Source organism: Lentzea tibetensis (genome assembly GCF_007845675.1).
In the GTDB taxonomy this organism is placed as follows: Bacteria; Actinomycetota; Actinomycetes; order Mycobacteriales; family Pseudonocardiaceae; genus Lentzea; species Lentzea tibetensis.
In genome coordinates this window covers 19,004-40,190 of sequence record NZ_VOBR01000003.1, presented here as the reverse complement: position 1 = coordinate 40,190, position 21,187 = coordinate 19,004, and the positions used below count along the sequence as shown (strand labels likewise).

At 65.5% G+C, this 21,187-nt stretch carries 32 protein-coding genes; 22 read left to right on the top strand and 10 right to left on the bottom strand.

Annotation, left to right across the window (positions count from 1 at the left end; genetic code table 11):
- Positions 1–174 precede the first annotated feature (174 nt).
- Positions 175–1,362: an NAD(P)-dependent malic enzyme gene (locus tag FKR81_RS04470; protein WP_186762765.1), complete on the bottom strand. Its 1,188-nt coding sequence runs from the start codon at positions 1,360–1,362 to the stop codon at positions 175–177.
- Positions 1,363–1,695: 333 nt separating this feature from the next.
- Here FKR81_RS04470 and FKR81_RS04465 point away from each other — a divergent pair, with 333 nt between their 5' ends.
- On the top strand, positions 1,696–2,295 hold the full coding sequence (locus tag FKR81_RS04465; protein ID WP_146349640.1) for a dTDP-4-dehydrorhamnose 3,5-epimerase family protein: 600 nt from the start codon (positions 1,696–1,698) through the stop codon (positions 2,293–2,295).
- Positions 2,296–2,298: 3 nt separating this feature from the next.
- On the opposite strand, the gene FKR81_RS04460 is transcribed toward FKR81_RS04465, so the two are convergent.
- Positions 2,299–2,604: a S24 family peptidase gene (locus FKR81_RS04460; protein WP_268891519.1), complete on the bottom strand. Its 306-nt coding sequence runs from the start codon at positions 2,602–2,604 to the stop codon at positions 2,299–2,301.
- A gap of 68 nt (positions 2,605–2,672) precedes the next feature.
- Here FKR81_RS04460 and sodN point away from each other — a divergent pair, with 68 nt between their 5' ends.
- The 3 genes from sodN (at position 2,673) to FKR81_RS04445 (ending at position 4,635) form a co-directional block, all read left to right on the top strand.
- The gene (sodN, locus tag FKR81_RS04455) at positions 2,673–3,080 is read left to right on the top strand and encodes a superoxide dismutase, Ni (protein ID WP_146349638.1); all 408 of its coding nucleotides are present in this window, start codon (positions 2,673–2,675) and stop codon (positions 3,078–3,080) included.
- Between the two features lie 297 nt (positions 3,081–3,377).
- Positions 3,378–4,166, top strand: coding sequence for a hypothetical protein (locus FKR81_RS04450; protein ID WP_146349637.1), 789 nt, complete (start codon positions 3,378–3,380; stop codon positions 4,164–4,166).
- The gene (locus FKR81_RS04445; RefSeq protein ID WP_186762764.1) at positions 4,159–4,635 is read left to right on the top strand and encodes a type II toxin-antitoxin system VapC family toxin; all 477 of its coding nucleotides are present in this window, start codon (positions 4,159–4,161) and stop codon (positions 4,633–4,635) included. Before FKR81_RS04450 ends, FKR81_RS04445 begins: the two co-directional genes overlap by 8 nt.
- 60 nt (positions 4,636–4,695) lie before the next feature.
- Here FKR81_RS04445 and FKR81_RS04440 read toward each other — a convergent pair whose 3' ends face one another.
- Both FKR81_RS04440 and FKR81_RS04435 read right to left on the bottom strand, forming a co-directional pair.
- Positions 4,696–5,367 carry a hypothetical protein gene (locus FKR81_RS04440; RefSeq protein ID WP_146349635.1) on the bottom strand — a complete coding sequence of 224 codons (672 nt, stop codon included), beginning with the start codon at positions 5,365–5,367 and terminating at the stop codon, positions 4,696–4,698.
- A gap of 96 nt (positions 5,368–5,463) precedes the next feature.
- Positions 5,464–5,787 carry a hypothetical protein gene (locus FKR81_RS04435; protein ID WP_146349634.1) on the bottom strand — a complete coding sequence of 108 codons (324 nt, stop codon included), beginning with the start codon at positions 5,785–5,787 and terminating at the stop codon, positions 5,464–5,466.
- 359 nt (positions 5,788–6,146) lie between these two features.
- Between FKR81_RS04435 and FKR81_RS04430 the strand changes: the two genes are divergently transcribed.
- Positions 6,147–6,953, top strand: a complete 807-nt coding sequence (locus FKR81_RS04430; RefSeq protein ID WP_146349633.1) for a hypothetical protein — start codon at positions 6,147–6,149, stop codon at positions 6,951–6,953.
- Positions 6,954–7,197: 244 nt separating this feature from the next.
- Here the strand turns inward: FKR81_RS04430 and FKR81_RS04425 are convergent, their stop codons facing one another.
- The 3 genes from FKR81_RS04425 to FKR81_RS04415 all read right to left on the bottom strand — a co-directional run bounded on the left by FKR81_RS04425 (position 7,198) and on the right by FKR81_RS04415 (position 9,372).
- Positions 7,198–7,671 carry an NUDIX domain-containing protein gene (locus FKR81_RS04425; protein WP_222598174.1) on the bottom strand — a complete coding sequence of 158 codons (474 nt, stop codon included), beginning with the start codon at positions 7,669–7,671 and terminating at the stop codon, positions 7,198–7,200.
- 18 nt (positions 7,672–7,689) lie between these two features.
- A complete protein-coding gene (locus tag FKR81_RS04420) occupies positions 7,690–8,907 on the bottom strand; it encodes a helix-turn-helix domain-containing protein (RefSeq protein WP_146349632.1) in 1,218 nt (405 codons plus the stop codon).
- A gap of 123 nt (positions 8,908–9,030) precedes the next feature.
- Positions 9,031–9,372 carry a GntR family transcriptional regulator gene (locus FKR81_RS04415; protein ID WP_146349631.1) on the bottom strand — a complete coding sequence of 114 codons (342 nt, stop codon included), beginning with the start codon at positions 9,370–9,372 and terminating at the stop codon, positions 9,031–9,033.
- A gap of 120 nt (positions 9,373–9,492) precedes the next feature.
- Between FKR81_RS04415 and FKR81_RS04410 the strand changes: the two genes are divergently transcribed.
- The 14 genes from FKR81_RS04410 to FKR81_RS04345 all read left to right on the top strand — a co-directional run bounded on the left by FKR81_RS04410 (position 9,493) and on the right by FKR81_RS04345 (position 17,877).
- Positions 9,493–9,816, top strand: a complete 324-nt coding sequence (locus FKR81_RS04410) for a hypothetical protein (RefSeq protein ID WP_328593125.1) — start codon at positions 9,493–9,495, stop codon at positions 9,814–9,816.
- A 228-nt stretch (positions 9,817–10,044) separates the two neighbouring features.
- Positions 10,045–10,314, top strand: a complete 270-nt coding sequence (locus FKR81_RS04405) for a hypothetical protein (protein ID WP_146349629.1) — start codon at positions 10,045–10,047, stop codon at positions 10,312–10,314.
- Position 10,315: 1 nt separating this feature from the next.
- Entirely contained in the window at positions 10,316–10,504 is a 189-nt protein-coding gene (locus FKR81_RS04400) for a hypothetical protein (protein WP_146349628.1), read from the top strand.
- A gap of 80 nt (positions 10,505–10,584) precedes the next feature.
- Positions 10,585–11,952, top strand: coding sequence for an FtsK/SpoIIIE domain-containing protein (locus FKR81_RS04395; protein ID WP_146349627.1), 1,368 nt, complete (start codon positions 10,585–10,587; stop codon positions 11,950–11,952).
- A gap of 58 nt (positions 11,953–12,010) precedes the next feature.
- Entirely contained in the window at positions 12,011–12,229 is a 219-nt protein-coding gene (locus tag FKR81_RS04390) for a hypothetical protein (RefSeq protein ID WP_146349626.1), read from the top strand.
- A complete protein-coding gene (locus FKR81_RS04385) occupies positions 12,229–12,579 on the top strand; it encodes a hypothetical protein (protein WP_146349625.1) in 351 nt (116 codons plus the stop codon). The genes FKR81_RS04390 and FKR81_RS04385 overlap by 1 nt, the downstream gene beginning before the upstream one ends.
- Positions 12,579–12,983: a hypothetical protein gene (locus FKR81_RS04380; protein ID WP_146349624.1), complete on the top strand. Its 405-nt coding sequence runs from the start codon at positions 12,579–12,581 to the stop codon at positions 12,981–12,983. The genes FKR81_RS04385 and FKR81_RS04380 overlap by 1 nt, the downstream gene beginning before the upstream one ends.
- Entirely contained in the window at positions 12,980–13,195 is a 216-nt protein-coding gene (locus tag FKR81_RS04375; RefSeq protein ID WP_146349623.1) for a hypothetical protein, read from the top strand. Before FKR81_RS04380 ends, FKR81_RS04375 begins: the two co-directional genes overlap by 4 nt.
- 5 nt (positions 13,196–13,200) lie before the next feature.
- Positions 13,201–13,431: a hypothetical protein gene (locus FKR81_RS04370; protein ID WP_146349622.1), complete on the top strand. Its 231-nt coding sequence runs from the start codon at positions 13,201–13,203 to the stop codon at positions 13,429–13,431.
- A gap of 35 nt (positions 13,432–13,466) precedes the next feature.
- Complete coding sequence (locus FKR81_RS04365; protein WP_186762762.1) at positions 13,467–14,315, top strand: hypothetical protein; 849 nt, start codon at positions 13,467–13,469, stop codon at positions 14,313–14,315.
- Positions 14,316–14,448: 133 nt separating this feature from the next.
- Positions 14,449–15,807, top strand: a complete 1,359-nt coding sequence (locus tag FKR81_RS04360; RefSeq protein WP_146349621.1) for a replication initiator — start codon at positions 14,449–14,451, stop codon at positions 15,805–15,807.
- Complete coding sequence (locus FKR81_RS04355; protein ID WP_146349620.1) at positions 15,804–15,986, top strand: helix-turn-helix transcriptional regulator; 183 nt, start codon at positions 15,804–15,806, stop codon at positions 15,984–15,986. Before FKR81_RS04360 ends, FKR81_RS04355 begins: the two co-directional genes overlap by 4 nt.
- Complete coding sequence (locus FKR81_RS04350) at positions 15,986–17,236, top strand: site-specific integrase (protein ID WP_146349619.1); 1,251 nt, start codon at positions 15,986–15,988, stop codon at positions 17,234–17,236. Before FKR81_RS04355 ends, FKR81_RS04350 begins: the two co-directional genes overlap by 1 nt.
- A gap of 206 nt (positions 17,237–17,442) precedes the next feature.
- Positions 17,443–17,877, top strand: coding sequence for a hypothetical protein (locus FKR81_RS04345; RefSeq protein ID WP_146349618.1), 435 nt, complete (start codon positions 17,443–17,445; stop codon positions 17,875–17,877).
- A gap of 61 nt (positions 17,878–17,938) precedes the next feature.
- Here the strand turns inward: FKR81_RS04345 and FKR81_RS04340 are convergent, their stop codons facing one another.
- On the bottom strand, positions 17,939–18,361 hold the full coding sequence (locus FKR81_RS04340) for a hypothetical protein (protein ID WP_146349617.1): 423 nt from the start codon (positions 18,359–18,361) through the stop codon (positions 17,939–17,941).
- Positions 18,362–18,905: 544 nt separating this feature from the next.
- On the bottom strand, positions 18,906–19,082 hold the full coding sequence (locus tag FKR81_RS43310; protein ID WP_186762761.1) for a hypothetical protein: 177 nt from the start codon (positions 19,080–19,082) through the stop codon (positions 18,906–18,908).
- A gap of 67 nt (positions 19,083–19,149) precedes the next feature.
- Between FKR81_RS43310 and FKR81_RS04335 the strand changes: the two genes are divergently transcribed.
- The 3 genes from FKR81_RS04335 to FKR81_RS04325 all read left to right on the top strand — a co-directional run bounded on the left by FKR81_RS04335 (position 19,150) and on the right by FKR81_RS04325 (position 20,751).
- Positions 19,150–19,746, top strand: a complete 597-nt coding sequence (locus FKR81_RS04335; RefSeq protein WP_146349616.1) for an acid phosphatase — start codon at positions 19,150–19,152, stop codon at positions 19,744–19,746.
- Complete coding sequence (locus tag FKR81_RS04330) at positions 19,746–20,222, top strand: GNAT family N-acetyltransferase (RefSeq protein ID WP_146349615.1); 477 nt, start codon at positions 19,746–19,748, stop codon at positions 20,220–20,222. Before FKR81_RS04335 ends, FKR81_RS04330 begins: the two co-directional genes overlap by 1 nt.
- Positions 20,223–20,376: 154 nt before the next feature.
- The gene (locus FKR81_RS04325; RefSeq protein WP_146349614.1) at positions 20,377–20,751 is read left to right on the top strand and encodes a DUF5684 domain-containing protein; all 375 of its coding nucleotides are present in this window, start codon (positions 20,377–20,379) and stop codon (positions 20,749–20,751) included.
- 54 nt (positions 20,752–20,805) lie between these two features.
- Here FKR81_RS04325 and FKR81_RS04320 read toward each other — a convergent pair whose 3' ends face one another.
- Complete coding sequence (locus tag FKR81_RS04320) at positions 20,806–21,102, bottom strand: hypothetical protein (RefSeq protein WP_146349613.1); 297 nt, start codon at positions 21,100–21,102, stop codon at positions 20,806–20,808.
- Positions 21,103–21,187 lie beyond the last annotated feature (85 nt).

Below are 21,187 nucleotides of genomic sequence, written 5' to 3'. Positions count from 1 at the left end.
GGCGACACCCGAACGGCGGCAAATACGAACCCTCTCCTCGGGTGTTCTCCCGAGGAGAGGGACGGTAGCGCTTCAAAGCGTCATCGCCCACCCCTTGACGGGTTAACGAACAGCCACGTCCGTGGTTCCGCGCCGATGGGTGAATGTATTGCGATGGCGTTCTTAAGGTGATCTTCAGGCGACTCCGTCGTTCTTGGCGGCGGCCGCGACGGCCGCGGCGACCTCGGGACCGACGCGCGGGTCGAGAGCGCTCGGCACGATCCGGTCCGGACCGAGGTCGTCGCTGGCGACGGCCGCGATGGCCTCGGCGGCGGCGAGCTTCATGCCCTCGGTGATCCGGCGCGCGCCCGCGTCCAGCGCGCCGCGGAAGATTCCCGGGAACGCCAGCACGTTGTTGATCTGGTTCGGGAAGTCGCTGCGACCGGTCGCGACGATCGCCGCGTGGCGGGAAGCCACGTCCGGGTGAACCTCGGGGTCCGGGTTGGACAGTGCGAAGACGATCGAGTCCTTCGCCATGCTCGCGATGATGTCCTCGGACACCTTCGACGACGAGACGCCGATGAAGACGTCCGCACCGGCGAGCGCCTCGGCGATGCCACCCTTGAGCCCGCTGCCGTTGGTGGCGGCGGCGATCTGCGCCTTCACCGGGTTCAGCCCGTCGCGGCCGTCGTAGACGATGCCGCGCGAGTCGACCAGCGTGATCTCGCCCGCGCCCGCCGCGATGAGGATCTTGGCGATCGCGATGCCCGCCGCGCCGGCACCGGAGATGACTACGCGCTGGTTCGCGATGTCCTTGCCCAGCACGGTGTTCGCGCCGCGCAGCGCGGCCAGGCCGACGACCGCGGTGCCGTGCTGGTCGTCGTGCATGACCGGGCAGTCGAGCGCCTCGATGAGCCGCGCCTCGAGCTCGAAGCAGCGCGGCGCGGAGACGTCCTCCAGGTTGACCGCGCCGAACGACGGCCGCAGCCGCACCAGCGTCTCGACGATCTCGTCGACGTCGGTCGTGTTCAGCACGAGCGGGATGGAGTCGAGCCCGCCGAAGGTCTTGAACAGCGCGGCCTTGCCCTCCATGACGGGGAGCGAGGCGGCCGCGCCGATGTCACCGAGACCCAGGACGGCGGTGCCGTCGCTGACGACGGCGACGAGCCGGTGCGCCCAGGTGTACTTCGCGGCGAGCGACGGGTCGTCGGCGATCGCCCTGCTGACCTTCGCGACACCGGGGGTGTACGCGATGGACAACGCCTTCGGGTCGGCCAGCGAGGCGGTCACACCGATCTCGAGCTTGCCACCGACGTGCGCGGAGAAGATCTCCTCGTCGGTGAGCTGCGTCGGGTCGGTAGCGGCTTCGTTCAATGCGGTCACGGGGTCCCTCCTGCGGTGCGGGCGGCGGAACCCAAGGGCTCGGGTTCATCACCAGTCGGCGCACCGTTCCAGCGTTGTCGCACTGGATCCACGGGGCCTGGAAAATCGGTCAACGGCTCGGCTCGAGGTGTGCCTCACCGCCCACCGGGCGCTGCGGTGAGAGGAAGTGTGACAGGACGCGGCCCGCCTGTCTGCGGTGGGGATCACACCTATCCGCAGGTCAGAGGCGGTTTTACCAAGACGTCTGTCCGGTTTTCTGCACCGACCAGTCGGTTTCCGCAGGCAGAGAGCACCCGATCGGTCAAGATTCCGGTGCCCCTTAGGGTGATGTTCATGCAAGCGAGTGAACTGAAAATCGCCGGGGTATTCGAGTTCACTCCCCGGACGTTCCCCGACGACCGCGGCGTCTTCGTGGCCCCGTTCCAGTCGGCGGTGTTCGAGGCGGCTGTCGGCCACCCGCTGCGGCTGGGGCAGACCAACCACAGCGTGTCGCGGCGCGGCACGATCCGCGGCGTCCACTTCTCCGACGTGCCGCCGTCGCAGTCGAAGTACGTCTACTGCCCGCGCGGCGCGCTGCTCGACGTGGTCGTCGACATCCGCGTCGGCTCACCCACGTTCGGCCAGTGCGACTCCGTGGTGCTGTCCGCGGACGCGTGCAACGCCATGTACCTGCCAGAGGGACTCGGCCACGCGATGATCGCGCTCGAGGACGACACGACGATGACCTACCTGTGCTCGACGGGCTACAACCCCGGCGCCGAGCACGGGATCAACCCGCTGGACCCGGCGCTGGAGCTGCCGTGGCCGTCGGACCTCGAGTTCGTGCTGTCCGACAAGGACCGCGACGCGCCGACGCTCGCCGAGGCCGCGTCGACCGGCCTGCTGCCCCGCTACGAGGACTGCCTGGCGCTCTACGAGTCGCTCAAGGCTTGATCCTCACAGCCTGACCTTCGGCCGTGGCCAGAGCCGGCAGACGACTCTGGCCACGACCTCGGCGGCCCCGAGGTCGTGCGAGTCCGTGGTGTGGCCGAGCGGGTTGTCGCTGCGCACGAACCACCCGCCTTCCACCTCGTGAGACGCGCGCTTCACCGACAGCTGCCCCGGCCGTGATCCCCACCGCACCAGCACCACGTCGTTCTCCCGCGCGGGCGCACTCCACCTGACCAGCACGACGTCGCCGTCGTACAGCGTCGGAACCATCGACGGGCCTTTGATCAGGACGCGTCTGAACGCCGGTGTCAACGATCACCACCTGGGGTAGCCGGAGTAGGGTCCGTTACGTCGGAGCATCCACTTGTCAGGGAGGAACGATGCGACTCTTGTCGCGCATTCTCCGCCCCCGTCTCGAGGCCACCGCGCACTGCGACCTCCCCTGCGGCGTCTACGACCCCGCACAGGCTCGCATCGAGGCGGAGTCCATCAAGGCGGTCCAGGAGAAGTACCAGGCGAACGAGGACCCGGAGTTCCGGGAGCGCGCCGTTCTCATCAAGGAGCAGCGCAGCGAGCTCGTCAAGCACCACCTGTGGGTGCTGTGGACGGACTACTTCAAGCCACCGCACTTCGAGAAGTACCCCGAGCTGCACGACCTGTTCAACCGTGCCACCAAGGCCGCGGGTGCCGGTGGCACCAAGGGCTCCATGGACCCGGCTTCCGGACAGACGCTGCTCGACCTGATCGCCCAGATCGACAAGATTTTCTGGGAGACGAAGCAAGGCTGAGGTCACAGCCCTAAGAGCGGCGCTGACCTGCGAAAACTCTTCGCGATGGTCAGCGTCGCTTTTCGTTGTTTGGCGTCACCTCGCGGCCCACAGACGGCCCAATGTCGGTCACTCTGGCTGCGGGTCGTCCACCTAGGCGCGGGGTGACGAGACTGTGGCCGATGCTCGTCCGGGTGATCCAGTAACCGACGTAACGAGCCGACGACTGTATGTCGATACGTTCACCGATCAGGTGGGTTAGTGCCATCCTGGTTGTTGGAGCTGACAGCAGGCGTGAGAAGTCGAGGGGAGGCAGACGTGGAACACGACGCCATTCAGGCCGAGTTCAGTGACGACGTGCAAGTCGAGCACAAGGACGAGATCAAGATCGAGCTGCAGGGCCCCCACGGAGAGATCGACCCCCGTGCGCTCGCAGAAGCGATCGTTGCACTGGATAAGATCATCCGCAGTCTCCCTCAAGACGAACCGGTGCCAGCCAGCATCAGCAGCCTCTCTGTGGGTAGCGCGAAGGTCGGCATCCGCACGAACGAGCGTGCTGCCGCCGTGATACGCAGCGGGCTGCGTGACCTCTTCCATGAGTCTGCGGTTCCAGCAGGCTGGTCAGTGGAGACGGTCGCCGGGTTACTTGAACTCGATCAGGTGCGTAAGCGATCGGGCGTTGAAGGGATCTGGCTCCGGATCAGCGATGCACTCACTCCTGTTGACGAGCAGTTGGCTCTGCACGCGCGCGAGAGCATCCAGCCACCACCTCCATCCCTGGGGTCGGTACGAGGCGAGCTGTACCGCTACAACGGCCACCAGCACACCGCAGCGCTCCGCGATTACCGAACCGGGAAGATCGTCACGGTGACGTTCCCCGCGAAGCACGCTGCGATGGTCCGCCAGGCGCTCGATCAGGAAGTCGAAGTGTGGGGACGGGTGACCCGGAACATTTACGATCAAGTCGAGTCGATTGCGTTGGAAGGGCTCACCGCGCTCGGCGCGCCCGAGTCGAGGGTTGCGCTAGACGATGTGATCGGCTTGTTCGGTCCTGACTGGACAGAGGGAATGGACTCTGCGGACTGGATTAGGCGGCAACGTGGCTAAGACGGCGCCACCGCTGGTGGTGGTCGATAGCTGCGTGATCATCGATGTGCTTGCACCCGGCGATCCGGAGCGTCATGTCCGGTCTGTTCAGGTGTTCCGGGTTGACGGGACTAGTCACCGCGTCTTGCTCCCGGCACTGGTATTGGCTGAAGTGGCCGGGTCCGGGCAGATTCGAGGCGATGACGGTGGGGCTGCCGAACGCACGAGGCGTATCACGCTCGCGCATCAGTGGATCAAGGACAGTGAGTATCTCGTCGCCGACATCACTGAGCGGATCGCGACACAGGCTGCACGACTAGCGTCGGACTACAACCTGAAGGGGGCTGACGCGTGCATCGTGGCGGTCGCGGTCGCGTGGATGTGCCCCAAGCTATACACGTGGGATAAGGGCATCCTCAAGATCGGAGACGCCCTCCCAGGTCTGAGCATTGAAGAGCCTCCCGACCACGGCCAGACCACTATGTTCTGAGCGGCCCGCCGTCCAGCAAGCTGGAGATTGCGGGCCGCAGTGATCTTGACCGCGCTGTGGTCACTCGTCGTCTTCAGCGACGAACTCCTCACTGCACTGACCGCACGTGATCGGCGCCTCGGCGAGAGTGCTGCGGGCGACTCGAATCTTGCGGGGGCAGGCGCACTGGGCGACCGCAAGGTTGCTGCTCTTGGGCTTCGACGGCGCGTGGACCTCGGCGTGACGGTAGATCACAAGGGCGGCGGCCAGCGCCTCCAGCTCGGCTGCGTACTCGGCGGCGGTCGACGGCGGCACCGTGGTGATGCTCCAGCCGATCTTCGGGTCCTCTTCGAGGATCAGGCCCAGCTCGGTACCGACGTCCTTGAACTTGCGGTTGTGGTACCGACCCTGGCGCGACGTGTCCTTGATCCCCCGCACATGCGCCACACCATGCGCGGCCTCGTGCAGCAACGTCCCGAGCGTCGCAGCCGCGCCACGCCTTAATCCCTCCCCGGACACGAACAACTCGGGAAGCGTCTCGCCGTCGCGCTGCCACCTTGCTGCTGCGAAGTGGCCGAAGGTTGTCTGTCCGGGCTTGGCCCCCATGGTGCCCGATCCAACAGTGATCATGATGTCGGGGACGTCCGGGTGACGGCGGCAAATCCCTTGCCACACAAGGTCGATCGCACGGACCAGCTCGGTTGCCACGTTCTCCGCCTCGGCAGTTTCGGGTCGGATCGCCAGCGTAGTCATTCTCTGTTCTCACCTCTCCGTTGTACCTCCATTCTCTCAATTTGACACTTAAGTGTCAAGGCATTCTTGCAGGTAAACACCGGTTCAGAAGATCTACTAGTACGGTACTTCGTCGTTCGGCCATCGCCGTGACACGGCCTGCCTCGGCAGGAGGTGCTGCAGCCGCAGAGGGCCAACACCCGAGTTCGTCGGCAGGCTGTAGGACACGAGCGCCAACCAAGGTCCCCGACGAGAGCGGAGCCACCCGTGCAGCACGCCCGGCAGTCGCAGCGGGAAGCTCAAACCCTTCTCCTCGACCAGCACCCCAGGTGAATCTGCCTGCTTGAGCCAGGGCTTGTAGAACTTCCCGAGCTCCACCCACACGTCCAGCGGTGGATCATGCGGCCTGGCCAGTGCGCGGTGCACCGTAGTCTCGAACATGCGTGCGATTGTGCGGCGCGACCGGACAGCGCCGCAACCAATGCCAGCACGAGGCTTTCCTTTGCCCCCTTACAAGTGGGTGGCCCTTGTGACATCCCGTCGACCTGGCCCCGCCCCAACCGCGCGTGTCAAGGGGGCACTTCCGTCCACACGGGACCGTTCGCCGGGACTGCCCCCTTGACGCGTGTGGTTGCCCTCGTGGAGGTCGACGGGATGTCACACGGCCACACACGGACGCGAGTCGGCCGCATTCTCGGCATCCTGTTGATCTGCCGGGGTGCGGGGTGGCGAACGCCCGCGATCCCCAGCGACACCGCCATCCTCAACGGCACCCTGCGACGCGCAAGTAGGATCGCCAAGTGACTTACCTGAACAATCCCGCCGGGCGACTCTTGATGAACTTTCAATTGGTACGCCAACAAGCACCTGCGACGCGCGCGCTCCAAGCGTGGTCCTCAGTTTTCAACATCGATTCGGGCGACATGAACGCCTTCATGCAGAGGGTATCAAAACTATACGAGTGGGCCGAGCAGACACAAGAAATGATAAATGATTCACCCACCGCGGATCCCAGGATTCACTTGAAGCACTTTGGGGAAGTACAGAATGCCTTGAGTAACTTCCTGGCCGTGCGCGAGCTGCAGGTTGAGCAGTTCTTGACGCCGATCCATCCGAACTCTGGAGAGTACTGCTTGGAGATTTGCGCACACCTTCTACACAGTCAACGCGCAGAGCCGTCACTGGACCCAGATGAACGCGAGTCCCTGCTCAGCAGGCTGGACAGGCTGATCGATGAGGTGGTGCAGGATGGCGACCTAGATCAAGAGACAAAAGACTGGGTTCTTCGCCGACTCTCTAAGATTCGCGATACTCTGTTTAACGCACATCTTTTCAGCACCGAAGACACCGAGCACGCGCTTGACGTATTGTTGGGCGGCCTACGGCGAAAACTCAAAGTCCTACGCTCGTTGACCAAAACCGTCACAGGAAAGAACCTGATGACCTTTGTCGTAGCACTCGACTTGGCGATAAACCTGTCGGCCAACACTCACGAGCTAATCGCTGGCGATCCGCCGCGTTCTTCGCCAATCGTAATTGAGATCCAGAAGGTGATCGATCCGCCAGCACTACCGGAAGGCAAGAATGACTCGATCGAGGCGAAGTAGCAGGAGCCGCGCTCGCTCGCCGCACCGGCTGATTCAGCGGACCTACGAGTTCTACCGTCCCAGCCCGTCGTTCGCGGCGTCTGCCGGGGTCGGTCGCGCCTTCGCCCGTCGGCGGGCCAGGGTGGCGGAGCCGGGCCCCTGGGCCTTGCCGAACGGGCTCAAGCACTGCGGCGCGAGCGGCCCCGGCAGGGGCCGCCTTGATGAAGAAAAGAAACTTGGGACACAGCGAGCACGCCGAAGTGGATCAGCGTGAGGTCATCGCGGGCGACTCGCCGTGCTCGAGGTACGCGACCGCACCCGTCTGATAGGCGTCGTAAGCGCGCTGGATGCGACGAGCAAGCCGCGGAATCGTCCGGGCGGCAACCTCATCGATGGGCACCCACTCCCAGCGGTCAAGCTCGGTCTGGTCCAGGCGGATGCGCTGAGCGTCCTCACCGAGCGCTCCGCAGTCGAAGATCCACAGAACCTTGTCGCCCTCGGACTCACGTGGCGCCCAGTCGATCACCAGCGGTCTGACGGCCTGCCGGTCAAGACCGAGTTCTTCGGCCACCTCACGCTTGCACGCTGCGCCTGGCGACTCGCCGATGTCGACGTAGCCTCCCGGTAGGTCCCAGCGTTCGCCGTACGTCTTGCGCACCATCAGAACGCGGTCGCCATCAACGAACAACGCCCCGGCAGCCATGCGAGGCGTTGCGAACTTGTCTGCTGCGTTGCCCACGTCGAAGACCCTACGCGGCTAGCTGAGCTTCATCCGGTCGACCAGACCAGTGAGCAACGAACTCGGCTGACTTCGCTGGTTGCGCATCCACGTGAGGACGAGCTGGCGGCTGATGTAGTGATGCCGCACCTGCTCTGGAGCGATCCGCTCGGCATCGAGGACCACTGCAAGGGCATCGTCCGCGCGGTTCCGCAAGCTGTACGCACGGGCGAGATCGAGCGCGTGGCGCACCTGACGCTCCGTGGGCAACGCGGACGTGTCGATCTCGGGGCCGAGGTCCAACGCGAGCTGGACGTCGCCGAGCTCCATAGCCGTGTTCACGCGGTGAATCGCAACGTTGGTCGGCCCGAACGCTGTCCAGAGGTGGTTGGCGTCGCTCCCCTGCCTGTCGGCGGCGTGCTGTGCCTCGTTGAGGAAGGTCCGCGTCGTTGCACGGTCTTCGTTGCGCGAGGCCGCCATGGCCCCCGCGAGGAACAGCGACCCGTAGACCGAGAGAAGGCGACCGTCCGCGGTACTCAGCTCAGGGCGCAAGACCTCGGATGCCCGCTCCACCAGTTGCACGGCCGGCACGAACTGGCCGGTCGCCAGGAGGCTGTGCGCAACAGACCGCAGCAAGGATCCGAGGATGACTGGATCGCCAGCCACCTCGGCTTCCCGAAGGCCACGTTCGGCGGCGACCCACGCCAGGTCGGCTTCGCCCAATTTGCTCAGAACTGACGCTGCTGCCTGGTAGCAGAGAGCGAGCTGAACGCGCACAGCTTGGAGATCGGGACCGTCATAGGTGCGACTAGCAGCGATCGCATTCTTCAGCAGCTCGGGCAGGCGAGCAGTGACGTATCCGAACCGCGACCCCTGGTAGGCAGCGAAGATCTCCGCCACCTGACGCTGAAGTGTCTGCACTGCAACGGGTTCTCGGTCTACGTGCCCCGTGAACAGGACGGGCGAGAGCTGGCTGTAGTCCATGAGTGCAGCACGAAGCGCGGGCACGGTTTGGACGCTGGACTCGGCGGTCCATTCGAGCAACGTCGGCTCACCGAGCAGGTCTCCGACGGAGACGTCCAACGCTTCAGCTAGGCCTCGAATGAGCGACAGCCTGTCGAGCTGGATGCGGTTGTTTTCAGCCTTCTGCAGCCAGTCCTCGGTGCGGCCGACGAGTCCGGACAACACCTCTTGCGACATACCGCGTCGGCGTCGGTACCACGCAACACGTTCACCGATGGTCAGGGACTCCGTCATTCCGCGCATGGAACAAGCCTCCCGGACTCCGGGCGTACGACCCCGGAAGGATTTTCCGGGTAGCTCGCCAACGGCAGGGTGAGAGTTAGTGGCATGAACACCGCAGTGACCGCCATCAGGAGCTCAGCCTTCGACCCCCTCCAGCCTTCGAACCCTCTCGGTGAGGGCCTCCACTGTGCCCTGAAGGTCGTCGAGTCGCTTAACGACGGCAGCGACGTCCGTCGGCTCCGCCTCGACCGGTGGCTCGTTCACGAAAACACCGACCGCGGGCGTCGCAGTCACCCAGCCCTCGTCCTCAAGGATCTTCAAGGCCTTTTGGAGGGTCCCGAGAGCGACCGAGTGGTCGTCCGCAAGGGCGCGGTTGCCAGGAAGCTTCTCCCCCGCCACCAACCGTCTGCTGCGGATGTCGTCTTTGATCTTCTCCACTACTCGCTGGTAGGCGGCCAACCCCGGTGTCGCGTTCATGAGCCAATCCTAGGCGACTGACGCAATCTGACATAGGTCACCCGTTCGGCGCATCGCCAACTGACTCATACTGATCTATATTAGTCTATATCAGACCACCTGGAGGCACTCGTGAAGAACATGAAGATCGACCTCGGCGACCGTCGTCTGATGCTCACCGAGCTGCCGACGCTGAAGGTGCGCGAGGTGGACGGTCACACGGAGATCGTCACGGACAAGGACGGTGCTCAGCAGTTCGTGGCCGTGGTGTTTATGAAGGCCAAGGGCGAGAAGGGTGAGGAGATCAAGGTGACGCTCGGGACTGACCCCGGCGACGCTTTCGACGAGGGCGACATCGTGGACCTGGTCGAGCCGCGCGCTTCGTTCTACTCGTTCAAGAACGGCCGGGGCGAGACCGTGTCCGGCGTCGCCTACCGCGCGATGGGCTTGATCAAGGTCGCCTGATCGCGCCAACCAACACCCTTTGACACTTAAGCGTCAAGGGTTCGAATGAATTACCTCAAGCCGTTTTCGTGGGCTGTTTGTTCTTTGAGAATTCCACAGTGGGCCAATCCATGCCTTTTCCAGTGCCGACTATTCGGTACCGGGAGTTTCCTTGACCCTCGGACACGGCGTGTCCGCATACCGGGGGTCTTGGTCTCTCCCGTAGCTACGGAAAGGAAAGGGGAGGTTATGGCTGATGGCGTGGTGAATGTGAAGGCGAAAGAGAACTACGCGACGTTCCGTGCGGCGATCACGCTTCTGCACGAGGTGATCGATGAGCAGGTGCGCGGGTTCATCGACAAAGCCGAGGACGCGAAGATCCCGTCGGAGGCGTGGAGCGTGCCGAGTGCTGACGAGCTGAAGTCCTTGGCCAACAAGGCGATCCGGGAGATCGAGGAGCTGACCGAGGACGCGAAGAAGTACGAGGTCGTTCTGATCGCTCGTGGGTGGAGGGTCTGACATGGCGGTGCGCTTCGCGGTCGAGACGGTGACCGCTGACGTGGACATGGCGATGAGCCAGCTCCGGGAGGCACTGGAGCAGATGACCTTCGCTCGGCACAGGTTCAGCGGGCAGCACAAGAAGGTGACCAAGGCGATGGCTGCGCTGTTGGTCGCGATGGAAGACGTCAAACCGTACCTCGACGACTAGATCCCAATTTCGATTCTGCCGGGGGCCCGATCACGCGATTGCTGGTCGGGCCTCTGGCGTCTCATGGAAAGGAGTCAGCGATGCCGACGACTCGGAAACCAGCGCTGGAATGGCGGGCGCTGAAGTGGAGCTGCCAGCACCCCGGCATGGTCACGGTCCCGGCAGCGCTGGCGGCCTGCGTCACCAAGAGCGTCTTGGACTTCGGCTTGCCGACCACGGGTGGTGTCCTCGGCGGTGCCGTGCTCGGGCTGGCGGGCTGGTACCGGGGACACCCGGACAGCTTCGACACGGTGGCCTTGCCGCGGCTTCGTTCGCTGCATCGCCGCTGGTGGTCGTATGTGGGTGGGCGCTGGTCGGACATCCTGCTGGACTGCGAGCTGGTCAGCTTCAACCGGCGCACCGGGGACGTGATCGTCCCGCGCATCCTGGAGGTCCGAGCCGCGTCGCCGTCGATCGACACGATCCACGTGCGGATCAACCGGGGACAGACACCCTCGATGTTCGAGGACAAGGCCGACGCCCTCGCGCACGCCCTGCTGGCCGAACGCGTCGCGGTGGTCAAGGTCAAGCCCCAGGTGGTCGCTCTGGTGATCGAGCGGGAGAACCCGTTCAACGCCGACGCGATCCCGCCGATCGATCTCCCCTACGACGCGGACGAGATCGACCTGTCCGCGATCGAGCTGGGTGACACCGAGTACGGGCAGCCGTGGACCCAGTCCTTCGTGGGTCAGCACCTGTTCGTGGCCGGTGCCACCGGGTCGGGCAAGGGCTCGCTGCTGTGGTCTCCGCTGCGCGGCATGGCCCCCTTGCTGCGCGACGGTGTCGTCAAGCCGGACGTCATCGACCTCAAGGAAGGAATGGAGACCGAGGTCGGCGCGGACCTGTTTCACCGCCGCGCGACCGACTGGGACACCGCAGCGGAGATCGTGGAGGCGTTCCGCGACGAGCTCAAGGAACGCCAGGCGTTGCTACGGGGTGAGCGCAAGCGGAAGTTCTCGCCGTCGGCCGAGACGCCGTTGCGGCTGCTGATGATCGATGAGCTGGGCATGCTCACCGCCTACGGTCCCTCGGCCGAAGTCCGCTCGGTGCTCAAGCTCCTCGCCGAGATCATGACCCAGGGCCGTGCGGCGGGGTTCGGCGTCTGCGGGTACGTGCAGGAACCGACCAAGGACACCGTCCCGATCCGCGAGCTGTTCACCGCCCGCGTCTGCCTCTCGGTCACCTCTCAAAGCCAGGTGGACATGACCCTCGGCGACGGGATGCGGCTACGCGGTGCGCTGGCCGACGAGATCCCGCTGGACCCCGCGCACGCCGGTATCGGGTTCGTCGCGGAGCAAGGCTCCCGCTCCCCGCTGCGTGTTCGCGCCAGCTACCAGTCCGACGAGGACATCCGCGAACTCGTCGACTTCGTCACCAAGGGCCGCCGCCCGCTGCGCTCGGTCGCCTGACCGCGCCACAAAGTCATTACACAGCAAGGAAAACACGTCCAACTCTGGGAGGTCTGTCATGTGGAACTTGGGAATCCGGCTGTGGGCGGCGTGGCGGTTCACGCTGTTCCTCGCGCTGGCCGGTGGCGTGCTCTACGTCATCTACCGCGTCGACGGCATCGGCAAGGTCTTCGGCTGGGCCCTGCTCATCCTGCTCGGCTGCACGGTCGCCGTGTACTGGGCACTGCGTGACCTCGTGCGCCGCGAGATCGGCCACCGCGCGATCGGGAGGCTGTGATGGTCACCGACACGAGGACCGCCGCCTCCCGGGAGAAGTGGATGGCGGTGTGCCGTGAGCTGGACCCGGCTGTGGTTCTGGAGCTGCTGGACCAGGTCGACGCCGACCAGTGGGCGTACTCCACCACCCTGGACCGCGCGTACTGCCTGGAGACGACCAAGACCGCGCACCGCGGCAACCCCGACCAGCAGCACGCGATCACCGCTCTGGTCGGCGCGCGGATCGTGATGTACGGCCACTTCCGCTACCTCGCGGTGGACGGCTGGCCGCCTCGGCTGTACGTCCCGATGCTGTTCATCACCTCGGTCACCGGCCGCACGTTCCGCGATGAGCTGCGGGGTGATCGGTGATGAGCCGCCGACGCACGAGCCCCGGCCAGCTCGACTTGTTCACCGCCGACTCCGTCGCTCCGGCGCCAGCGACCCCGGAATCGCGCAAGGAGATCAGCGCAGGGTTCGGCGGGCAGGTCGACACCGTCGCCGAAGTCCTCGGCGAGATCCACGACGGCCGCTATGGGCGGCTGGACGCGACGGATCGCATCGTCTGGCTGGACGGGGACGGGCACTGCCGCCACGCCCCGGACGGGGACGCTGAGGCCGTGGAATCGTTGCTGGCGCAGCGATACGCGATCCTCGGCCCCGTCACCACCCAACTGCAGGGCGTGATCCGCAAGGACGTCTACCTGATCAAGCTGACGCCCGGTGGTGACGGACTGCGCATCCGCTGGTCGCGGCTCAAGGTCGTGAAGCGATGACCACCGCGCACCGCGTCGACACCGACGTCCAAGCCCGGCACCTGCACGACGAGTACGACGACCTCGTACGCCGCCACGCGGACCACAACGGCGTCCTGGCCGACGGCAAAGCAGTCGACGCGGCCGAACTCGCACACCGCATCTACGAACACCACGCCGAGCTGGCCGACCACTACCAACGCCTGTCGCGCGAACACCGAGAAGGAAGGTGAGCCCGGTGCCTCAAGAGGAGCTGAACCCGATGTGGGAAAACGACTCTGACCTGTCCACGTGGGAGATCGCAGACCGCCTCACCGAGGAGTACCTGACCCTCGTCTACCGGTACGGATCGAATACGCGGACCCCGGAGCAGAAGGCCGAGATCGCCGATGTCTGCGACCGGCTCGTCCGCGCACACGAGGACCTGGCCGACTTCCACCGCACCCGTGCGGGTCAGCTACGCGACTGACTCGCTCCGGACCCACGAAAGGAGCTGAGAACCCCATGCAGGGACACGACTCCGATGAGATCAACGAAGAGGCTGGGGTCACGAAACGAGTCGTAGACCTGCGCCGTAAGAAGGCCGAATCCGCCCACCTGCGCGGCCTGGTCGACGACCCGGACATGCTGGCGGTGCGGATCGAGTCCCAACGCCGCGTGATCACGCGCGGCATGTGGTTCTTCCTCGCCCTGGGCCTCGGCTTCACCACCGCCGGGGTTCAGGAGTTCCTGGCCGGACACCGCGCCGTCACCGACCCGCTGTGGTGGGCGGCGTGGTTGGCCGAACCGATGCTCGCCGGAATCCTCATCATGCTGCTGATGTTCGAAGCGGAGATCCTCTCGCGCGGTATCGCGATCACCGACCGGTGGGTGCGCCGCCTTAAGAAGATCCTGCTGACCTCCACGCTCGTGATGAACGTGTGGCCCGCGCTCGCACCATGGCTGAGCGGACGCGAACGGTTCGACGGCGGCAACCTCGCCATCCACCTCATCGTCCCAGTGGTCGTGTTCGGCGTCGCGGAAGTCATGCCGGTGATCCATCAGAAGTTCAACGAAGCAGTCACCCGCGCCTACCGCGACGCCAACCAGGTCGCCCAGAAACAGCCGGCCGAACCCGCACCCCCGACTCCCTCGGCCCCGCGTACCTCCGCGACGACAACGGCGGCACTGGCCACCGGCGTGCGGCTGCCCGAACCGGTGCTCGAACAGATCCGCGCCAAGGCCGCCGACGCCGCCCGCGACGGCCGCGAACTGACCGCCGACGACGTCCGCGCAGTCGTGCGGGTCTCCCCCGAGATCGCCACCCAGATCGTCACCGACCTGTACACGCGCAACGGGCACGCACTCACCTGACTCGCTTTGACGCTTAAGCGTCAACACCTCCCTGACTCCGGGCGGCACCTGCCGCCCCACATGAGCGGGGCGTGGCCACTCCCCTGAGCCGCGCCCCGCTCCTCGTTGTCCCGCAAGGAAAGGAGGTACGCCCGTGGCGCGAGCCGACTACTACCAGCCCGGCACGCTCGAAGACCGCATCGTCCGCAAGCTGCGCTCGGTCGACTACCGCGACTGGCGCGACCGCGTGGCAGCGATCGGCGGCTGTGCCCAGCCCATCCACATGTTCGGCGCCTGGCAGCTCCACAGTCCCTCCGGCGTCGTCCTGGAGCACCACGGCGGCGACATCCTCGTCCCCTGCGGTAACCGCCGTCAGAGCGTCTGCCCGGCCTGCTCCGACCGCTACGCGGCCGATGCCTACCACCTGATGCACGCCGGTCTCGCAGGCGGCGCCAAGGGCATCCCCGAGACGGTCACCGAGAAGCCCCGGACCTTCACCACGGTCACCGCACCCTCGTTCGGCAAGGTCCACAGCGCCCGCCAAAGCAGCCGCGGTAAGACCATCCCGTGTTCCTGCGGCGCCTGGCACCACCCGGACGACCCGCGCATCGGCACCCCGGTCGACCCCGGCACCTACGACTACGTCGGCGCGATCCTCTGGCAGGCCAACGCGGGCGAGCTGTGGCACCGGTTCATCACCAACCTCAAGCGCGAGCTGATGAAGGCGGCCCGGCTGCCGGTGCGGGCCTTCACCGACCACGCCCGCCTGTCCTACGCCAAGGTCGCCGAGTACCAGCGGCGCGGCCTCGTGCACTTCCACGGCGTCATGCGCGTCGACGGACCCGACGGGCCGACTGATCCCACACCCCACTGGGTCACCGCCGAGCTCCTCGAGTCAGCGATTCACGCAGCGGCACGCTCGGTACACCTGGAGGTCGTCCGGCCGGACGGCACGCCGCTGGTGCTGCGCTGGGGCGACCAGATCGACTGCCGCTCGATCCGGCCCAGCAACGCGCACGAGGTCGAAGAGGACGGCGAGATTAGTGAGGCGCGCCTGGCGGGCTACGTGGCCAAGTACGCCACCAAGGGCACCGGCAAGAGCGAAGCGGCCGACCGTCGCATCCTCTCCCAGCTCCACCTCGATCACCTGAAGGTCTCCGACCATCACCGACGCATGATCCAAACCGCGTGGGACCTCGGCGGCCGCGACGAGTACGAGTCGCTGAACCTACGGAAGTGGGCGCACATGCTCGGCTTCCGTGGCCACTTCCTCAGCAAGAGCAAGTACTACAGCACCACGTTCAAAGCGATCCGCGAGGAACGGCGCGCGTTCCGCACGCTCGAAGTCCTCGATCGCCTCGGCTACGCCCCCGACGCCGTCACGGTCGTCAACGACTGGGCCTACACCGGCTCCGGCTACAGCACTGACGCAGAACGCGAACTGGCCCTCGCCATCGCAGAAGGACACAAGGAACAACGACGACGCAGGTACGAACAGGAGGTAGCGGCATGAACGAGTCGCTTTGGAACATCGACCAAGTTGCCGCGTACCTCGGCGTCGCGGTCGCGACGATTTACACCTGGCGGACCAAAAAGTACGGACCGGTGGGACGCCGTGTCGGCAAGCACGTCCGTTGGGACCCGCAGGTGGTCAAGGACTGGTTCGCTGCGCAACCTGCGGAGGTGGCCTGATGGGGCACGTCCAGGACCGATGGTTTCGCAAGGTGCCGGACCCGAGCAAGCCCGGCAAGCACCTGCTCGAACCGACAGCCCGCAACGGCGTCGGGAAGCGTTACCGCGCTCGGGTAATCGGACCGGATGGCGGTGAGATCTCTGAGAGCTTCGCAGACGGGCAGGACAAGGCTGCCCAGAACTGGGTCGACACAACTGAAGCCAAGATCACCCTTGGTATCTACGTGCCCCCGAAGGCCGCGAAGGCACGCGCCGTGGTCTTCCTGGAGCCATTCGGGAAGACGTACCTCGAAGATCTCGATGTCGACGAGGCGTCCCGCGAGATCATGGAAATGCGGTTCCGCAAGCACATCTTCCCGCACCTCGGTCAGGAAGAGATACCAGAGATCAAGGCGTCTCATCTGCGCTCGTGGGACAGCAAGCTCCGCAAGGCGGATCTGTCCGACCAGTATCGCCACACGCTGTTCATGAATCTGCTGGCCGCACTCAACGCGGCAGTCGACGACGGCCTGATCGACAAGAACCCGTGCGAGGGCAAGTCAGTCAAGAAGCCAAAGCCGACCAAAAAGAAGATCATCCCCTGGCCTGAGGCGCGTATTTGGTCGGTACGGAGTCACCTGCCTGACCGGTTCCAGGTGCTCACCGACCTGGGTGCGGGGCTCGGGCTGCGGCAGGGCGAGTGCCTTGGACTGGGCGTGGAGGACCTGGCCCCTGATCGCGGCAAGGTGACCGTGTGTCGCCAGATCAAGACTGTCCGGAATCAGCTTGTGTTCGCACTGCCGAAGTACGAGAAGGAGCGCGACGTACCGCTTGGTGACCACGTGCTCGCTGCGATCAAGGACCACATGGAGCTGTTCCCGCCGGTGAAGGTCACGCTGCCGTGGGGAAAGCCGGGCGGCAAGCTCGTGACCGCGAGCCTGATCGTCACCTCCGTTCGCGGCCTCGCCGTCCGCGCGAACGACTTCGACCGGAACTACTGGAAGAAGGCGCTTAAGGCGGCTGGCGTGCCGTGCGGCCGGTACGAGAACGGCATGCACGATCTACGGCACTTCTTCGCCTCGGTGCTGCTCGATCAGGGCGAGTCGATCAAGGCGGTTGCTGAGTGGCTGGGTCACGCGGATCCGGCGTTCACGCTCGGGACCTACACCCACCTGATGCCCAGTAGCGACAGCCGCACGAGAGGCGTTATCGACGGCCTCTACTCGCGGCGCAACGGCCCAGAGACGGCCCATGAAGATCCAACGGCCTGAAAGGCCAGGTCAGAAGCCACTTGTGGACAAATCGACAAGATTTTCTGGGAGACCAAGCAGGGCTGAGCCTTGCCGCGAAACGGCGCCGACCCCACGCGGGTCGGCGCCGTTTTTCGTGTCCTTTTGGGCATGAACGAATAGCTGGTGCCGTGCCGGTTTCTCCTGGATCTTGATGTGGCAGGTGAACAACGAACAAGGGGGAAATCATGCGCGGTCGCGCAATCGCGGTTTTGGCTCTGGTGTCCGCAGCCTTCGTCTCACTGGTGCCCGCGGCATCTGCGGGTACGAGCACCGAGGAGGGTTACTGGCAGGCCTGTACGCCGATCAACGACCCATCGGGCCGGTACGCGGGCGACGTGTGCATGGACGTTCGCGGCAACATCGGCGGCCAGGGCACGATCGGCACGGCGTACTTCCACCACAGCCCTTCACCGAGGGCGCTCACCCTGGCCAACGACTACGTGGGCAACCCGAACCCGCCCGTGGCGGTGTGGAACGGCGTTCTGTCCAACGGGGAGAACACCGGAACGCAGCTTCGGTCCTCGTGGATCGGTCGTGGCTGTGTCGCCTACCCGGTGGTCATCTGGCGGCAGTCGAGCGGCAACGTGCGGCGCAACGGCAAGTGCGTCAACGTGCAGTAGTCGACCCCAGCGGTCCAACGAATCGGCGCCGACCCCACGCGGGTCGGCGCCGTTTTTCGTGTCAGACGCCCTTGATCTCCGCAGCGCCGATCACCGCGCCGCCCATCTTGACGATGACGTAGTCGTGCATGACCTCTTCGAGGGTGAACCCGTCGAAGTCGGCCTGGAAACCGGACGTGCCCGGAACGTTGATCGAGTAGTTCGGCTCGATGAACGGCGTCAGATCAGCCCGAACCGCGTTGGTGCTCGGGTCGACGATCTCGAACGTGTACAGACTGGTGTCGGGGTTGTTGAAGCCGGTGTTGAACACGCCCGTGATCTTGTCCGGGAGCAGCGGCAGATGGGTGAAGGCGAGCTCGCCCGTGACCCCGCTGAGGAAGGTCGCCGAGCCGAGCACGGCGGCGGAAGCAGCGGGAGGCGACAGGATCATCAATGAGGCCACGAGACATCCGACGGACGTGGTGGCGGCGATTCTTCGGCGCATGACCTTCTCCGTTTCGTTTGGACGCGACCAAACTGTACGCCTGCGATTCCAGACCGAATGGCCATGAGAAACGGACGCGGCCCAACGGCGAAACCGGCACGTACCCAGGGAGCACCGCCCAACCGGCAGGTACCAAGCGAGCACCGCCGAAACCGGCAGGCACCAAAAGAAAGGAGCGCCCGCCACACTCCCAACCCCCGCACTGCCCAACGGGCGCGGCCCCCGAGCACAAACCGGCGGCCGAACGATCCCGAGCAAACTTTCCCGGAGGGCAGGGGGTGGGGAGGGGCTCACTGATCAGGCGAAGCCTTGCCACATCGAAAATGCCTTGTCAAGGCGGAAAAGCTGCCTTGACAAGGCATTTTCGATGTGGCGACCTCTGGTGATCAGCGAGGACCTCCCCGCCCCACGAACCCCAAACCGCACACGAAAGCACGAAACACGTCAGCCCCAGCACAGCGAAACGGCGCCGACCCACGCGGGTCGGCGCCGTTTCGTGCCGGGTGGTTCCCGACAGAGCAGGTGGGTACCCCCAAGTCAGGTGTCAGGCGGATCTCTCGCTCTTGTCCTCGTCACCGTGCTCACCCTCGACCTGGCGCAACTTGTTCCAGGTCGAGGTCAGCTCAGCGCGGATGCGGGCGATGCGCACTCCGAAGGCTTCGCGGATCTCACGGGCGTCCACCTCGTCGGGCGCTCCGTGATCGGGGTGATCGGCGGTCATAACCGGCGGTATACCTCCGATCAGGTGGCGCCCAAACGTGAACGCGGCAACTTCCTAGACTCAGAACGTGAGCACTCACCTCTACCTGCTGCGACACGGCCAGACCGAGTGGTCGGAAAGCGGCAGGCACACGGGCCGGACCGACATCCCGCTGACGGAAGAGGGTGAGCAGCAGGCGCGGAGAGCGGGCGCCGTGCTCGCCAGGCTGCGCGCCACCGACGTGCCGCCCGTGCTGGTCATGACCAGCCCTCGGACGCGGGCGAAAAGGACCGCCGAGCTCGCCGGGCTCGAGATCACCGAGACCAGCGAGCTGTTGTCGGAGTGGGACTACGGCGACTACGAGGGCATCACCACGCCGGAGATCAGGGAGACCGTTCCCGGTTGGACGGTGTGGAGCCACCCGGTGCCGAACGGCGAGACGGCCGCGCAGGTCGCCGAACGGGCGCGCGCGACGCTCGGCCGGGCCAGGAAGGCGTTGGAGGGTGGTGACGTCGTGCTGGTGGGGCACGGTCACTTCAGCCGCGTGCTGATCGCGGCGTGGCTCGAGCTCTCACCGGAGAACGGGGTCCACTTCGGACTCGACCCGGCAGGCATCTGCGTGCTGGGTGACGAACGCGGCGATCCGCAGGTGCGCAGGCTCAACGTGCCCGCGTGGGAGGTGTGATGATCAGGCGTATCCGGGAGAGCGACGTCGAGGCGGTCGTGCAGCTCGTCTACGACCTCGCCGAGTACGAGAAGGCGCTCGACGAGTGCCACCTCACCGAAGCGCAACTGCGAGAGGCGCTGTTCTGCGAGCACCCGGCGCTCTTCGGGCACGTGGCCGAAGTGGACGGCCGGGTCGTGGGCATGGCGTTGTGGTTCCTCAACTTCTCGACCTGGGGCGGGGTCCACGGCATCTACCTGGAGGACCTGTACGTCCATCCGGACCAGCGCGGCGACGGGCTGGGCAAGGCGCTGCTCGCCGAACTGGCCGCCGAATGCGTGCGCCGGGGCTACACGCGGCTGCAGTGGTGGGTGCTGAACTGGAACGAGCCGTCGATCGGTTTCTATCGCTCGCTGGGCGCTGTGCCGATGGATGAGTGGACCGTCATGCGGCTCTCTGACCAGGCCTTGAAGGAACTGGGTCACCCGCAAGGTTGACAACTGATCTCGAAAGGCTCACGAAACGGGCATTCCTCAACGGGCGGGTCCACCGTACTGGCAGCGTCCCGCGCCGGGCCTGGTAGCGGGACCCCGACCGCGGACGAGCAGCGTCCGCGTTCCTGCTGACCGGGTAATTTCGGAAGGACCCACTGTGGACACGACGACTGCACCTGACGCCTCGATCGGCGTCTTCCCGATCATCATCAGCCTGGCGTTCGCCGTGCTGGTGATCGCGGGTCTGTGGAAGATCTTCAGCAAGGCCGGTCAGCCGGGCTGGGGCGCGATCATCCCGATCTACAACGTCTACCTGATGCTGAAGGTCGCGGGCCGCCCCGGCTGGTGGCTGATCCTGTTCATCATCCCGATCGTCAACATCTTCGTCTCGCTGATCGTTGCGATCGACATGGCGAAGTCCTTCGGCAAGGGCGCCGGCTTCGGTGTGCTCGGCCTCTGGCTGTTCACCTTCGTCGGCTACCCGATGCTGGGCTTCGGCGACTCCCGTTACCAGGGCCCCGCGGCCGCCTGATGACGTGATGTGGGGCCGCCCTGTGCACCGGGGCGGCCTCACCGCATTTCGTTCTCACAGCACGTCGTTGGCCAGTCCGTACCAGACCGACAGCGCCAGCACGGCGGCCGAGACGGCCGCCCAGTTCCACCGCCGCACGACCAGCGCCACCACCAATGCCGCCGCCGGGCACACCAGCCCGCACGCGTACACCACGAGCCACAGGTATCCGAGCGAGAGTTCGTCCGCCGTCGGGTCCTGCTCCGCGTAAGGCATCAGCCAGACCACCGGCAGCGCGGTCGCCCACGTGCCGAGCAGGCCCAGGATCGCCATGAACGGCAGCTCGCCGCGCTTCTTCGTCTCCCCAGTCACGCCCGCAGCGTAGGTCCGCCTGTTGACGGGTCGGTTAGAGTCGGCACTGAAACCGTTTTCAGTGTGTTTCACGTCGCCGAGCTCC